Raw genomic sequence first — 15023 nt, 5'->3', positions numbered from 1 at the left:
TGTGATCGGACAGATTTTCATCTGGTGGCTGACAATTCAGCTGATCGGCCTGATGGCGCTGCCGCTCACCCAGTGGCTATTCCGCGCCCTCCCCGACCGTGGCTACGCCTTCGGCAAGAGCCTTGGGCTGCTGCTCACCGGCTACGCGGCCTGGCTGCTGGCCATGCTCGGCCTGGCGCCATTTGGCCGTGGCCTGGTGCTGCTGTGCGCGCTGGCGGTCGGCGCGCTTGGCCTGCTGATCGCGAAAGACCCGCGAGCCGAGGGCCAGGAGCCGAAGGCCCAGGCTGCGGCATCCGTGGCCCAGAAGCTCGCGGCGATCCGCGCGTGGCTGGCGGCCGAGTGGCGCCGCGTGCTGGCCTACGAGCTGGTGTTCGCGCTGGCCCTGCTATTCCTCGCGCTGCTGCGCAGCTACCAGCCCGACCCCTGGGGCACCGAGCGGCCGATGGACTACGCGCTATTTAATGCCATCCGCGTGAGCGGCAGCTTCCCGCCCCACGATCCCTGGCTAGCTGGCTACAGTATCAATTACTACTACTTCGGCTACCTGCTGATGGCGCTGATGTCGCTCGCCAGCGGCATCGCCGAAGGCGCTGCCTATAATCTGGCGCTGGCGCTGATCTTTGCGCTCGCGGCGTTGGGCATCACAGGAGTAGTCGTCAGCCTGATCGAGCTGACCGCCGGGCCGCAGCCGGGCCGCAGGCGCTGGGGCGCGATTGGCGCAGCTGGGCTGGCGCTGGTGCTTGTGCTCCTGGCCGGCAATCAGGGCGGCGCGCTTGAAATTATTTCCGGCTCGCACAAGATCCTCGAGCTGGGGCAGCGCGACTTTGCGCGCGCCGTGGCAAACGGCCTTGGCTCACGCACCCGCCTGGTGCTCGACGAGCCCTATACCCCATGGGGCGACGCGAACCTTACCACCGAGATCGTGCCCGCCGACACCGCCACCGACTTCAACTGGTGGAATCCCTCGCGGGCGCTTTGGGACGCCTCGCCGCAGCCGGGCGACGCCACGCGCTACTACACCATCACCGAGTTTCCGTTCTTCTCGTTCTGGCTCGGCGACATGCATCCGCACGTGATGTCGCTGCCGTTTGGCTTGCTGGCGCTGGCGCTGGCGCTCCAAACCATCGCCCGGCCCACCGCGCCGAATTACACCATGGGCTGGCGTGGCTGGGCCGAGCTGGCGCTTACTGGCATTGTGCTGGGCGGCCTCTACCTGATCAACAGCTGGGATCTGCCAACCTACGTGCTGCTCTACCTCGGCGCGCTGCTGCTGCTGTACGCCCGGCTGGGCCGCGCGCCGCAGCCGGCAGAGGCCGGTGCGCCGGTAGCCGGCCCGCTTGCAACCCTGCGGCAGGTATGGTGGCGGCATTTCCTTGGCCAGGCGCTTGCGGCGCTGCTGGCGGCCGCTATTCTGTTTATGCCCTTTCACCTGACCTTCCGCTCGCTGGTAGGCGGCAATGGCCTGCCCTTGCTACCGGTTACATGGACGCGCACGCTGCTGCATAGCTTTCTGGTGATTTTTGGGCTGTTTCTGGTGCCGCTGCTGTTCTATCTGTTTGCGCAGCTGCGCCGGGCGCAGCCCGCCGATGGGGCGCTGGGCATTGCGCGCACTGCCACACGTCCGGTCGCGCTGGCCGCTGCGGCGCCCTGGCTGGTTGGCGCGACGCTGCTGCTGGGCTTTGCGCTGGGCTTCCCGCTGCTGGCGCTACTGCCGATCGCGCTGTACGCGATCGGCCTGGCGCTCGATCGCGCCCGGCAGCCGGCCGAGGCATTTGTGCTCTGGGCGTTCGCGCTGGCGTGCCTGGTCTGCTTTGGCACCGAGATCGTATACATCCGCGATGTGTTCAATTCGCGCATGAATACAATCTTTAAGTTCTACTACCAGGTGTGGTTGATCTGGGGTGTGCTGGCGAGCTACGCCGTGTGGTGGCTGGCGCCGCAGATCGCCGACAAGGCGCAATCCCTGATCCGGCGGATTGGCTATGCCGTAGGCCTCGTGCTTTTTGCCGTACTGCTGGCCGGCGCGCTGGTATACCCGTGGATGACGGCTGTCCGGCAGTTTCGCGATGGCGAGCGCGTCGGCCTAGATGGCAAAACTCCGCCCGAGCACACCCCCGACGCAGCTGCGGCGTTCGCGTGGCTGCGCGCGAACACCCCCGGCGACGCCGTAGTGCTCGAGGCGGTGGGCGACGACTACGACCAAGTGCACGGGATTGGCGCAAACGCGGTGTCGGCGGCTACCGGCCGCGCCACCGTGCTCGGCTGGCCCGGCCACGAGGATCAGTGGCGCGGCGGCGACCCGGCTGTCCATGCGCTGATCGGCCCGCGCAAGGACGATGTGGCGAGTATTTACAGCGATACCGATACCACACGCGCCGCCGAGCTGCTGAAAAAGTACAGCGTCGGCTACATCTATGTCGGCGCGGCCGAGCGCGCAACCTACCCGGCCGAGGGCCTAGCCAAGCTCGGGCAGCTCGGCGACGTGGTATTTCAGCAGGGCGATGTCGTGATCTACCGCGTGCGATAGTACAGCTCGGCAGTTATCCACAAAGTACACAGATGTGCGCGCCGGCATCGGCAATCTGGATACTCTGTGGATAACCGCACCCTCCGGCAGCTCGCTATGCGCGCCGGCATCGGCAACCTGGATATTTTGTGGATAACCGCAACGCTTGGTAGATCGCGTCTAGCGATATCCCTCGGCCTGCATCTCGAACAGGCGCGCGTAGGTGCCGCCAAGCGCCAGCAGCTCGTCGTGCGAGCCAAGCTCGCTGATCTGCCCGTTCTCAACCACCGCGATCCGGTCGGCCATACGCACTGTGCTGAAGCGGTGCGAGATCAGCACCGCGATCTTGCCGGCAGTCAGGTCGCGGAAGCGCTGGAAGATCTCGTACTCGCGCTCGGCATCAAGCGCGGCGGTCGGCTCGTCCAGCACCAGCACCTCGCTATCGCGCATGAACGCACGGCTGAGCGCGATCTTCTGCCACTGCCCGCCCGAAAGCTCGTGGCCCTTCTCGAACCAGCGACCAAGCATTGTCTCCATGCCCTCGGGCAGCTCCGACACCACCTCGTCGGCCCCGCCGCGCTCGGCCGAGCTGGCCAGGCGCTCGGTGTCGTCGAGCCGGTCGATCTGGCCGAAGCCGATGTTCTCCTTGGCGGTGAGCTGGTAGCGCACAAAATCCTGAAAGATCACGCCGATGCGCTTGCGCAGCTCGTCGGGGTCGTACTCGCGCAGGTCCACGCCGTCGAGCAGAATCTGGCCTTCGCTCGGGTCGTACAGGCGCGTCAGCAGCTTGATCAGCGTAGTCTTGCCGGCGCCATTCTGCCCTACCAGCGCCAGCTTCTCGCCCGGCGCGATCGTCAGGTTCAGATCGCGCAGCGCCCAATCGTCGCGGCCGGGGTAACGAAACCAGACATTGCGGAACTCAAGGCCGCGCGTCAGCGTCTGCGGCATCGGCACGGGCCGCGCGCTCACCGGCATCTGCGGCGTCAGCTTCAAAAAGCCGAACAGGTTGTCCATAAACAGCCCGTTTTCGTACAGCCGGTTGAAATTGTCGAACAGGCCCTGGAACGTGCCCTGGCTATTGCGAAACAGCGCAAGGTAGAAGGTCATGAGGCCAAGCGTAATGCTGCCGCCGGCCGCCAGAAAGATGATCCAGGCATACGCGCCGTAGTAGCTCGCCGAGGCGACCATGCCCCATAGTAGGCTTACCAGCGAGCGGCGGCGCGCCAGGTGCTCATCTTCCTCGAAGATCTTCCAGAACATGTCGGTGTAGCGCTGCAGCAGCGGCTCGCCCAGCCCGAACAGCTTGATCTCCTTGACTGTGTTATCGACGGTGAGCACGTGCTCGAGATAATTCATGCGCCGCGACTCGGGCGCGCGCCAGGTGAGCAGCCTGAACTGGATCTTGCTGTACTTGTTCTGGGCGATAAACGATGGGATCGTCGCGCCGAACAGCAGCAGGGCGATCAGCGGGCTGAAGGCGAACAGCGCCACCGCAAACGAGGCAAGCGTGATGATATTCTGAAGCACCAGAAAGCCGCCGTTAATAATGCCGAGCGCGCGGTAGTCGGCCTCGCGGCGCGCATTCTGCAGCTTATCGTAGAAGCTGGCATCCTCGAAGTACTGCAGATCGAGCGCGAGCGCCTTGCGGATCACCGAGCTGTTTATATGGTGGCCCAGCCGCGCGTTCAGCACGTGCTCGGCCAGCCGGCGGATCTGCGCGATCACCGCGCCAAGCAGGATCAGGCCAAACTCAATGCCCAGGTATGGCAGCGCGACGATCAAGCCCGCCTGCGAGCCGACTTTCGCATTGATCGAGTGAACCACCGAGTCGACGATCAGCTTGCCGACCCACGCCTGCGAGATCGGCAATGCCGCGCCAATCAGCGTCAGCAGCGCCATGACGATTGTGCTGCGCTTGTCGGCATTCCACACCAGCCGAAACGCGGCTGGGATGTTGCCATAGGCGGTGCGAATATCCTGTATACGCTCGCGCCAAGGTTTAGGCGGCTCTGCGCCCTCGCTTGGCCGCCGCGCGTGCGTGCCCGATTGTGCAATCATAGAGCTCCGTTATTCCGCCGCGTACGAGCGGCACTGCAGAACTTAACCTTTGAGATAATCAATACTCTTAAATAATACCACGAATTTGGTAATGATGTAATCCTACCTCAGTTTGATCACGTGTCTTTTGGTATGCCCTGCCAGGCTTTGCCAGGCAGGGCATACCAAAAAAAATCGGGGGCGGCAATGCCGCCCCCGAACCCTGACTATACCGCAGCCCAGCGGCTATTGTGCCGGAGCGAGCCGGGCGCGCTCCTCGGGCGTGATCGGCTGGAACTGACCGTCTTTGTTCAGATACACGATCTCTTCGTTCTTGACATTGACGACCAGGTCTTTCGAGCCGTCGCGGTTCAGGTCGTCGAAGCGCAATACCACCGGCGTCTTGTCTTCGCCCGCGCCAAAGAGGTACGGCCCGGTGAGCGTTCGGATCTTGCTCGCGTCGCCGCCGGGGATCTCGATCACCACTACCTGGCGATTCAGGTTCATCGCGATGAAGTGCGATGGCGTGCCGGCGCCATCGTTGTGGCCTACCACTTCGTCGACCTGGAATGTGCGCGTCGTGCCATAGCGCAGATCATCGACTTTGCTACGCCCCCAGCCCATCACATTGCCCATAATAGCGTAGATCGCGAGCAATGCCAACAGTGCCGTGACAATATAGGCAATCGTGTGCAGCGAGATCGGCGGGACGGTTATCGCCCCACGGGCCGACGTAGAACCGTTTCGGGCGGCGGTGTTGCGGATTTCTTGACTACGTACTGCCATTGCTGGGGCCTCCTTTTCCAGCGCCTGTTGCGTTGCCACCGGGTGCCGCCCGAACCGATATTGCTTGTACGCATCTCTGTAAATAAAACGTTTGTTCTATATCGGGCTGAGAGAAGTATATCAGAACATGTGTTCCGAGTCAAGCGTTTTTCAACGAAATTTTGCCAACGCGCGGGCGTCGTAAGCAGGCGAAATCGGCGGCTGGCACGCGGTCGGCAGCCAGCCGGGCAGCGGGGCGTGAGGCAGAAGTGGGGGGCCGGCAGGCTTGCTGCCACACCGGCGCGAGGGGGCTACGTTCGCGATCGGGCGAGCAGCAGCTCGATCTTATCGACCAGGCGCTGCAAATCGATCGGCTTGGTATCGTATTCGTCGCAGCCGGCGGCCAGCGCCCGCTCGCGATCGCCCGACATCGCATGCGCGGTCAGCGCGATCACCGGAATGGCGCGTGTCGTCGGCTGGGCCTTTAGCAGGCGGGTCGCCTCCCATCCGTCGATCACCGGCAGGCTCATATCCATCAGGATCAGGTCGGGCCATTCCGCCAGCGCTACATCGATACCCTGGCGCCCATCCGCCGCGATAATGACCTCGTAGCCTCTACGGCGCAGGCGGCGCGAGAGCATATCCTGGTTCATTTCATTATCTTCCACCAGTAAGAGCTTCGCCATTGTGCCTCCGCTTGCAGAACTGATGTGATCTCGACTATACTCCAATAGACTTTAGAAGCTAGCTTAAAGGGTGATTTGGAGGGGATTCGTCCCTCCAAATATCCACTTTTTCCGGCGGGTGGCCGCCACCCGCTAGAAGGGAAGTGCGAGGGGCTATGCCCCTCGCGCGCCCTTTGCAAACAGGCTTTTAGGGCGTACTCAGCTGGCGCCGTTAGCCTTCGGCAGCGCGGTACTCTTCTCCGTATCGTGTGGAGTTTTTCCGCGCTCTGTGCCGAAATACTGTACACAGAAGATCAGCAAGTACCATAATATTACACGAGTTATACGAAGTCTGTTAGAAAGCAGTGCAAAATTTTTCCTGGCTCAGCCATACTCATGGTATGGTAACAAAAGAACACGGTTCTGAACACAGCAATTCGGTGGCATTTGGTATACAACAGATAGTAAAGACTTGTATGCAGTAAACATATGCTTGATCTAGCACCTCACAACCCATATGGGTTGCGGCTGAGCAGCCCGGTGCTGGCCGCCGCAGGCTGCTTTGGCTATGGCGTCGAGTATGCCCGCTCGGTCGACATGCGCGCCATCGGGGCGATCGTGACGCGCAGCACGTCGCTGCAGGGCCGGCGCGGCCGACCGCTGGTGCTCGAAACGCCGGCCGGGCTGCTGCTGGCCGGCACCTGGCCGAACCCGGGGCTGGCGCATGTGCTCGATCGCTACGCGCCGACGTGGGCGGGCTGGAGCACGCCGGTGATCTTGAGCATTATAGGCGCGAATGCCGATGAGTATGGCGCGATCGCGGCCGCGCTCGAGGGCGCTGAGGGCATCGCCGGCATCGAGCTGAACCTCGCGGCCCATGCCGAGCAGTCGGCGCGGATCGTTGCGGCCGCTCGCAAAGCAACGCAGCTGCCGCTGCTGGCGAAGCTGCCGCACTCGCCCGATACCGTGGCGCTCGGCCAGGCAGCGGCCGACGCCGGCGCCGACGCGCTTGTGCTATTCGCGCCGTTTGGCGGCAGCGCGGCGAACCCGCGCACCGGCGAATTGCTCGGCGGCGGGCTCGTCGGGCCGGCCACGCGGCCGCTGGTGCTGGCGGCGCTTGCCGGCGCCGCAGCACACCTGAGCCTGCCGATCATCGCATGCGGCGGTGCCGGCGGCGCCGACGACGTGCGCAGGCTGTTGGCGGCCGGCGCCGCGGCTGTGGCGCTTGGCAGCGCGCTGCTGGCGAACCCGCACCTGGCTGGGCGGATTGGCGCCGAGCTAGCCGAAGCGAGCAAATGAAAAAGGGGCGGCCCTGCCGCCCCGGCCAATTCGCGCAATGCCGCGCTAGCGCACCGAGCCGCGGCGCACCAGGTTGACGATCGCCAGCAAGATCACCGCGCCGACGAACGAGATCAGCAGCGCCGTGAGGTTGAACGAGCTGCTATTGATCGTCGGGCCGCCGAACAAGAAGCCGCCGATCATCGCGCCGATAATACCGATGACGATGTTCAGCACCGCGCCTTGCTGCCCGTCGGTTCGCATCACAATGCTGGCAAGCCAGCCCACCAGCGCGCCGAACAGCAGCCAGAGTATCAGATTAATCATGGTATTCCCCTCCGAATAAAGCGCCACAGGCAACTCCCCTGGCCCGAGCGCCGCGTTTCCTTCCTTGCGCTAAGTAAAAGCAAACCGCGTGCCACGGCGAGCTACGCGCCAGGCGCCAGGCCGCGCAGCAGGCCGGCGGCATTCTCGCCCAACGCCTCGACTGCGTAGCCGCCCTCTTGCACTACCAATGTCGGCAAGCCAAGCGCCGCGACACGCCGGCCGATCGCGGGGTAGGCCGCGCTGGTGAGCGCGAGATCGCCGATGGGATCGCCGCCATAGGTATCGAAGCCAGCCGACAGCACCAGAAAGCGCGGCGCGTGCTCGGCGATCGCCGCCAGCGCCCGATCGAGCACGGCCAGGTAGCGCACGTCGTCGACGCGGGCTTCAAGCGGGAAGTTCAGCGTGTAGCCAAGGCCCGCGCCCGCGCCGCGCTCGCCGGCATAGCCCGAAAAGTACGGGTACTCGCGCGCCGGGTCGGCGTGGATCGAGACGAACAGCACGTCGGCGCGCTGGTAGAAGATCTGCTGCGTCCCGTTGCCGTGGTGAAAATCGATGTCGAGGATCGCGACGCGCTCGCCGGGCGCGGCCAGGTAGGCGGCGGCAATTGCGGCATTGTTGAGGTAGCAGTAGCCGCCGTAGAGATCCGTGCCAGCATGGTGCCCAGGCGGGCGGCAGAGCGCATAGGCAAGCGGTTGGCCTTCGAGCAGCAGCGCCGCCCCGGTGAGCGCGGTATCGGCCGAGGCGCGCGCGGCCTGGTAGGTGCCGGCCGCGATCGGCGCGCTCAGATCGAAGCAGTAGTAGCCGGGCGCGACCAGCGGGTGCAGGCACGGCTGGCTCATCCAGCGCACCGCGAGCGTACTGGGCAGCACCGCAGCCGGGTTGCCGCCAGCGGCAACCCAGCGTTCGTATGCCGACTCAAGATACTCAAGGTAGGCCGATTCGTGGACAGCATGGAGTGGCGCAACGCCGAACTCGCGCGGCGGCAGCAGCGGCCCGAGGCCAGCGCGCTCGATCGCCGCGACAATCATGTCGACGCGGGCCGGCGACTCGTATGGCGGAATGAGCCGGCCGTCGTAAAACTCGTGCGGGGGGTTGTGCAGCGCGTGTTTGGGCGAAACAACCGTGATCATACACTCCTCTGAAGCCCGAGGGCCTGAAACGCGGCGAGTGCCGGTAGCACACGAACTCGGTGCCAATACAGGGCGCAGTGTACCACAGCAGAGGCAGCGCAGATACGGCCAAATACTGTAGCATCCTTTTTGCGCTCCGCTGCGTCATACAGGGTGCGAAGAGTGCAACGTTCGGAAGGCTTGCGAGCCTCCAAAGCTCCCTCTGGGATGATCAGGCTCGCGCAACGCCTTTTGCCCCCACCCCTCGCCTGGCAGGCGAGCGCGAGGGCCGACGTAGCACGAGCCCTGGTTGGGGCGCGTCGCTATTTCTGAGACCCTAAAGGACTGTGGTACACTGTTAGGAGTGTCCATCGCAGGCAGTGATGTTCGGTGCCGGTATGATCAACCTGATCGACAAACACAGCTTTATTGCCATTTTGCTCGCGGTGACGCTGGAAGAGCTCGGCATCCCGATGCCCATCCCGACCGATCTGCTGATCGTATTTGCTGGGATCAAAGGCGCCGGCTCGCTGGCCAACCTCGCGATCTGGTTTGTGCTTCTGAATATTGCGTCGGCGCTGGGAGCGAGCGGGCTGTATGCGGTGGTGCGCCGCGGCGGTAGGCCGCTGGTGGATCGCTTCGGCAAGTATGTGCACCTCGGCCCGAAAGAGCTGGCGCGCGCCGAGCGGATACTTTCGCGCGGCGGCTGGAGCAGCATCGCCGTGGCGCGCGCGGTGCCAGGGCTGCGCTACCTTGCCGTGGTGGCTTGCGGCCTGCTGAACATCCCGTACCGGCGCTTTATCAGCGCGCATATTGTTGGCTCGTCGGTGTATATTGTGGTGTTTCTGGCGCTTGGCGCGGTGTTCGGCCCGGCTGTGATGCACTACGTGCACCTGCCGGCAGTCGAGCTGCGGCTGGTGTGGCTGCTGCTGCTCGCGATCGGGCTGCCGCTGCTGCTGGCCTGGTTCTGCTACCGCGGGCATGCCGAATATACCGTGGCGCCATCGCGCCGGCGCACGCTTGGGGCGATTGTGCTGGCGTGCTTCGCGGGGGCCACGGCGCTCGGCGCCAGCTGGGCTGCGGCCGCGTCGCTGGCCGATGTGTTCGACAACCCGCGCCAGCTGAATATTGCGTTTGCGCTGGCAAATGTGCTGCTGGGCCGCGGCCTGCAGCCAACCAGCGCATATATGCTGGTGTACAGCGCGATCCTGCTGCTCTGCATCGGGGTGGGCACGTTCTACTACGAGGTGGTGCTTCCGGCGTTGGCGCCGCGCGGCACGACGCTGGCGCGGCAGACGCTGGGGCTGATGCTGCTTGGGGTGCTGCTGGTGTGCAGCTTCCTGGGGCCGGCGCTGGCGGCCTCGCGCGGCGGCCCGATCGAGCGCTGGTGGGCGGCGGGCGGGCCGGCGTACCTGGCGCTGGCGCTGCTGATCGGCATCATTAGCTACGCGCTCACTACCGCATGCGCCCGCGCGCTCGCAATTGCCATTCTGCCGTCGCTGCGGCGCAGCGAAAAGCTGCCGGTGGTAGCTGCGCCAGCCGCGCCATCACTCGCTCCCGCCGAGCCGCCACAGCCACAAGACGATCGGCCGGGGGTTAAGCCGGCGCCGTAGCTGGCGCGAGCCTGCATGCCGCCAGGCCTCGGCACACCGCGCGAGCGCGCCCCACTTCACCGCTGTGCGCTTACACCGAATTCGCTTTATTATGTATTGGGCAAATACACCCTGCATGGTGGGGACGCGGGGGCGGCTTCGCCGCTCCGCAGAAATCTTGGTTATGGTGCGGCGGCTTCGCCGCGCCGCACCATAACCAATGTGCAGCATGTGCTTGCCCAGCACAAAATTCGCTTTATTATTTACACTTTGGTGGGGTTTGGGGGCGATTTCGCCACCCCCAAATTTCTTTTTATGATGCACTGCGTGGCTTCGCCACACAGTGCATCATAAACTCGAAGTGACCAAGCGAAGAGCGGATTACTTCTTCACCTGCTCGAGGAAATACTTGCGGAACTTCGCAACCTTAGGCGCCACCACCGCGCGGCAGTAGGGCTGGCTGCTATTGTTCGCATAGTACTCCTGGTGGTAATCTTCGGCGCGGTAGAAGCGGGTGAACGGCACCACCTCGGTCACGATCGGAGCATCCCAAACCCCCGCCGCCGTGATCTCGTCGATCACGTGGCGGGCCTGCTGCTGCTGCTCGGGCGAGTGGTAGAAGATCGCCGAGCGGTACTGCGTGCCGACGTCGGCGCCCTGGCGGTTGAGCGTGGTCGGATCGTGGATGGTGAAGAACACCTCGAGCAGATTCTTGAACGAGACAGCGCCCGGGTCGAAGGTGATCTGCACCACCTCGGCGTGGCCGGTGGTGCCGGTGCAGACCTGGCGGTAGCTGGGGTTGTGCACCTGGCCGCCGGCATAGCCCGACTCAACCTCGATCACGCCGCGCATCTGGTCGTACACGGCCTCGAGGCACCAGAAGCAGCCGCCGGCCAAGGTTGCCACCTCGGTGCGCGCTGGCGATCGCGGGGTAGATGTATCGGTCATTTGGAAAACCTTCTTTCTGTGCTTGGGCCAGCGGCGCCTACTATGCAGCGCCGCTCACCGATATAGTCCTGGCGGCGGGCGGATTGTTACAGCCCTGGCGCGATCTCGCCGGCGAGCTGTTCGAGGAACTGGCGCATGAAGCTGGTGCGGCGCAGCGCCTCGTCGCGGCCGGCCTGCGTCTGCATGGTATCGGCCAGGCGCAGCAGCTTCACGAAAAAGTGATCGACGGTGTTCAGCCGATCGTCGGGCGGGCGCTGGCGCGGGAAAGGCTCGGATGGGTCGTACAGGCGCCGGCCGAGCTGGCCGCCGAGCATGAGGCAGCGCGCGATCCCCACGGCGCCGATCGCGTCGAGCCGATCGGCGTCCTGAACCACGCGGGCCTCGGGGGTGCGCGGCGCGATGCCGGCCGAGAAGCTATGCGCCTCGATCGCGTGGCCGATCGCCGGCAGCAGCGCGGGCGGGTAGCCTTCGGCGCGCAGCCAGCGGGTGGCGGCGTCGGCGGCCAGCGCCGAGGCGCGCGCGCGGTCGGGCGAGTCTTTCGGCACGTACACGCAGTCGTGCAGCCAGGCGGCCGGCAGCACCACCGCGAGGTCGGCGCGCTCGGCGCGCGCAAGCGCTGCGGCGTTTGCGGCCACGCGGCGGATGTGCGCGATATCGTGGGCGGCGTCGGCGGAGTGCGCGGCTGCGGCCAGGAACTGCTCGCAGCGCGCCTGCCAGGGCGCCCAATCGTTCTGCGTCATCTTCAGGGCATTCACGGTTTCAGCCAGCTCTCACGGCGGCATCACGCCGCCACACGTAGCGCGGGGGTAGTATACAGGATCGGAAGCAGGGCGCGCAATCGCGCCGCATGCCTGCCGGAAGAGGCTTGGAAAGCGCCGAGCTGGCGTGCAGGCCATCCGGGCAGGCGGATAGCAGAGGAGGTTTTGTGATGATACGAAATGCTTTGCCGGGCGCGCGGGCGCTCGGGTTCGGCGCCATAGCCCTGGCGCTGCTGGCCGGCTGCGCAGCCCCCGGCAGCCCAGGCAGCAGCCCTACCGCCGCGCCGAGCGCGGCGCCACAGCCCACCGCAGCCGCCACCAGCGCCCCAGCGCCCACCGCTCAGCCGCAGCCCACCGCTCAGCCACAGCCCACCGCAGCCGCCACCAGCGCCCCAGCGCCCACCACCCAACCGCAGCCGAGCGGCGATGTCGACCCAGCGGTGCAGGTGGTGGCCGACTACTATGTGGCGATCAGCCAGCAGCAGTTCGACGCGGCCTACGCGCTGTGGGCCAACGGCGGGGCCGCCAGCGGCCAGACGCTCGAGCAGTTCAAGGCCGGCTTCGCGCGCACGGCGGCGGCCAGCCTGCGCCTGGGCCAGCCCAAGCCGACAAGCAACGCGGTGGCGGTGCCGATCGAGCTGATCGCAATCAGCAACGACGCCGACGCGCAGAAGCCGCAGATCGTGCAGCAGTTTCGCGGCATCTACACCGCCGCCGCCACCGCCGACGGCTGGCGGCTGACGAGCGCGTCGGTGGAGGAGGTGCGCGACGGCGCGCTACCGCCGGCCGAGCTGGCCGACCCAGCGCAGACGCTGCAGAACTACTACGCGGCGATCAACAGCCAGCAGATCGCGCACGCCTACACCTTCTGGGGCAACAATGGCCAGAATAGCAACCAGCGCTATGTCGATTTCGCGCGTGGCTTCGCCAACACAGCGCAGGTGAGCGCGGCGCTGGGCACGCCGCAGATTGGCGCGGCGGCCGGGTCGATCTACGCCGAAATACCGGCGCTGGTGAGCGCAAAGCAGCGGGATGGCAGCCAGCAGACATTCTGCGGCACGTACACCATGCGCAAGCTGAATGTGCCGCCGTTCGACCAGCTGGGCTGGCATATTGAGAAGGCCGACATGGCGCAGCACGCAGCGGTGCCGGCGGCCGACGCCGCGCGCGTGCTGGCGAACGGCTGCAAGTAATCGTACTTGTTCATCTTCGGTGTGCGGCTTTTCCGCGCTCCGCGCAGAAAAGCCGCACACGATACGGAGCATAGCACCGCTCTGCCGAAAGCTGAGCGCGCCAGCCGCGTACGCCCTAGAAATAAAGCGTGTGCTGAGGCCGTTTGATCAGCGCCAGCCGAACCCGGCGACACGATCGGCGGCGAGGCGGCCGAGCAGCACGCGGTAGGGCGCAGGATTGTTCGGATGGTACTCGAAGCGCGCGCGCTCGAACCACTGCACCAGCAGCGTCTCGCCATTAGGCAGAGGCTCGTAGGCCGGCGGCGTGAGCGGGTAGCCCCACAGCGCCAGCGCCTCGCGCTCGCTCACGCCAGCATCGCCTAGCTCGAGGCCGTGCGTGCGCCAGTATTCCCAAAACTCGGGCGCGATCGCCTGGCCTGTCGTGTCAAAGTAGTGCGGCGTGCTCGGGCTAGCCTTGGGCAGCGCCTGCCAGTCGCGGCCCTGCGCGGCCAGCGCCTCGGCGCCGAGGCGGCCCAGCTCGACGATATAGGGCGTGCCGCCGTTCTCGGGGTGGTACTCGAAGCGCTGGCGCTCGAAAAACTGCACGGTGTAGTCCGCGCCGGTATCGGCGCTGCGCTGCAGAAACTCTTCGGTGAGCGCGAAGCCAAATACTGGCAGGCCGCCATTGCGCCCCCAGAATGCCGCGAACTCGCCGCCGAGCGAGTGGCCAGTTTCAGGAAAGAACGCGCGCCCAGCGATGGCCGGATCGGCGGGGTCGCGCGGCGCGTCGGGCAGGAGGCTGGCGATCGGCCGCGCCTGCAGGGTATAGCCGCCCGAGGGCGCGCTCTCGAACCAGGCCAGCACGCCGCCGCCAGCCGCGATGCTGGCCCTGACCGCCGAATTGCCAGCTTGAAACCGGCTCGCGCTCACCGGGTCGTAGCCCCACGGGCCAGGCGCCGCTGCGTGATTCCAAAACAGCCAGCGGTCGGCCAGTGTGATGTCGAGGTTGGCATGCGGGCCGCTGCGGCGGCGCTCGATAAGGGGCGGCTCGCGCTCGACAAGCAGGTTGTTGCGATCGACGTAGGCCAGCCGGTCGCCGCTGAGATCGAACGGGATGCGCTGGTCGTCGTGGCAGGCGCCATCGGCAATTGGCTGCGGCGCGCCGCCGCCGAGCGACACGACCGAGAGCACCGGGCACGCGGCGGGAGTGCCGTCGGGCGATCCCGACTGCACCCAGGCGGCCCAGCCGCCGCTGGCGCGCGCGTCGCGCAAGTCGTAGTCGTGGGCCAGCGGCAGGCGGATCACCTCGGTGGGCGGGCCGGCGTCGGGGGCAAGGCGGCGGGTCTTCAGCACCGCCGTGGTGGGCGCGCCGCCCACGGGCGCAATCTCCCACCACACCGCCGTGTCGGCGAAGACATCGGGGAACAGCCCGCCATTCTCGGCGACCACCCAGCCGGTGCCGGTGCGCAGGTCGCGGGCTACCAGCGGGCTGGCGGCGCCCAAGGCGCCATCGCGCCACACCAGGATGCCGTCCCCGAGCGCGAAGCCGGCGCCAAACCGGCCCATGTAGCTTGAGTACGAGAGCTGGCCGAGCTGCAGCCGAACCTGGCCGCTGGCGAGATCGGCCACATACAGGTTGGCGTAGCGGGTGAAGCGGGTGGGCTGCACATCTTCGGCCCAGGCGACGTACGTGCCGTCGGTGCGCACGGCGAGCGGGGTGCCGGCGACCGCAATGTGAAACCCGGCCGCAGGCGCGGCGTGCGCCGCGCCCGGCAGGCCTGCCACGAGCAGCGCGGCCAGCACGACAAGTGGGAATGCGGATAAGCGGTGCATACTGCCTCCAATCGCGATCAGATCGCTTTTTCA

The 15023-nt window shown here is 65.9% G+C and carries 12 protein-coding genes; 4 read left to right on the top strand and 8 right to left on the bottom strand.

All coding sequences use genetic code 11. The features are described from left to right. Nucleotide 1 precedes the first annotated feature (1 nt). On the top strand, nucleotides 2–2527 hold the full coding sequence (locus U0177_RS09905; protein WP_409570458.1) for a DUF2298 domain-containing protein: 2526 nt from the start codon (nucleotides 2–4) through the stop codon (nucleotides 2525–2527). 159 nt (nucleotides 2528–2686) lie between these two features. On the opposite strand, the gene U0177_RS09900 is transcribed toward U0177_RS09905, so the two are convergent. From U0177_RS09900 to U0177_RS09890, 3 genes are all read right to left on the bottom strand, one after another. Then, nucleotides 2687–4564 (bottom strand): ABC transporter ATP-binding protein, encoded by a 1878-nt coding sequence (locus U0177_RS09900; RefSeq protein ID WP_409570457.1) that lies wholly within the window; start codon nucleotides 4562–4564, stop codon nucleotides 2687–2689. A 225-nt stretch (nucleotides 4565–4789) separates the two neighbouring features. Then, nucleotides 4790–5329, bottom strand: a complete 540-nt coding sequence (locus tag U0177_RS09895) for a hypothetical protein (protein WP_409570456.1) — start codon at nucleotides 5327–5329, stop codon at nucleotides 4790–4792. 290 nt (nucleotides 5330–5619) lie between these two features. After that, a complete protein-coding gene (locus tag U0177_RS09890; RefSeq protein WP_409570455.1) occupies nucleotides 5620–5994 on the bottom strand; it encodes a response regulator in 375 nt (124 codons plus the stop codon). Between the two features lie 468 nt (nucleotides 5995–6462). Between U0177_RS09890 and U0177_RS09885 the strand changes: the two genes are divergently transcribed. Further along, entirely contained in the window at nucleotides 6463–7272 is an 810-nt protein-coding gene (locus U0177_RS09885) for a dihydroorotate dehydrogenase (RefSeq protein ID WP_409570454.1), read from the top strand. 45 nt (nucleotides 7273–7317) lie between these two features. Here the strand turns inward: U0177_RS09885 and U0177_RS09880 are convergent, their stop codons facing one another. After that, nucleotides 7318–7575: a GlsB/YeaQ/YmgE family stress response membrane protein gene (locus tag U0177_RS09880; RefSeq protein WP_409570594.1), complete on the bottom strand. Its 258-nt coding sequence runs from the start codon at nucleotides 7573–7575 to the stop codon at nucleotides 7318–7320. Nucleotides 7576–7679: 104 nt separating this feature from the next. Then, nucleotides 7680–8708, bottom strand: coding sequence for a histone deacetylase family protein (locus U0177_RS09875; RefSeq protein ID WP_409570453.1), 1029 nt, complete (start codon nucleotides 8706–8708; stop codon nucleotides 7680–7682). 377 nt (nucleotides 8709–9085) lie between these two features. Between U0177_RS09875 and U0177_RS09870 the strand changes: the two genes are divergently transcribed. Further along, the gene (locus U0177_RS09870; RefSeq protein WP_409570452.1) at nucleotides 9086–10300 is read left to right on the top strand and encodes a DedA family protein; all 1215 of its coding nucleotides are present in this window, start codon (nucleotides 9086–9088) and stop codon (nucleotides 10298–10300) included. A 360-nt stretch (nucleotides 10301–10660) separates the two neighbouring features. Here the strand turns inward: U0177_RS09870 and msrA are convergent, their stop codons facing one another. Continuing rightward, complete coding sequence (msrA, locus tag U0177_RS09865; protein WP_409570451.1) at nucleotides 10661–11227, bottom strand: peptide-methionine (S)-S-oxide reductase MsrA; 567 nt, start codon at nucleotides 11225–11227, stop codon at nucleotides 10661–10663. An 86-nt stretch (nucleotides 11228–11313) separates the two neighbouring features. Next, the gene (locus tag U0177_RS09860; protein ID WP_409570450.1) at nucleotides 11314–11967 is read right to left on the bottom strand and encodes an HD domain-containing protein; all 654 of its coding nucleotides are present in this window, start codon (nucleotides 11965–11967) and stop codon (nucleotides 11314–11316) included. A gap of 188 nt (nucleotides 11968–12155) precedes the next feature. Between U0177_RS09860 and U0177_RS09855 the strand changes: the two genes are divergently transcribed. Beyond that, the gene (locus U0177_RS09855; protein WP_409570449.1) at nucleotides 12156–13178 is read left to right on the top strand and encodes a hypothetical protein; all 1023 of its coding nucleotides are present in this window, start codon (nucleotides 12156–12158) and stop codon (nucleotides 13176–13178) included. A gap of 147 nt (nucleotides 13179–13325) precedes the next feature. Here U0177_RS09855 and U0177_RS09850 read toward each other — a convergent pair whose 3' ends face one another. After that, on the bottom strand, nucleotides 13326–14990 hold the full coding sequence (locus U0177_RS09850) for a hypothetical protein (protein ID WP_409570448.1): 1665 nt from the start codon (nucleotides 14988–14990) through the stop codon (nucleotides 13326–13328). Between the last annotated feature and the right edge of the window lie 33 nt (nucleotides 14991–15023).

The sequence above is a fragment of the Kouleothrix sp. genome, from assembly GCF_046328425.1.
In the GTDB taxonomy this organism is placed as follows: domain Bacteria; phylum Chloroflexota; class Chloroflexia; order Chloroflexales; family Roseiflexaceae; genus Kouleothrix.
The sequence above is the reverse complement of the archived record's forward strand: the minus strand, read 5'-3'. Positions and strand labels throughout refer to the sequence as shown.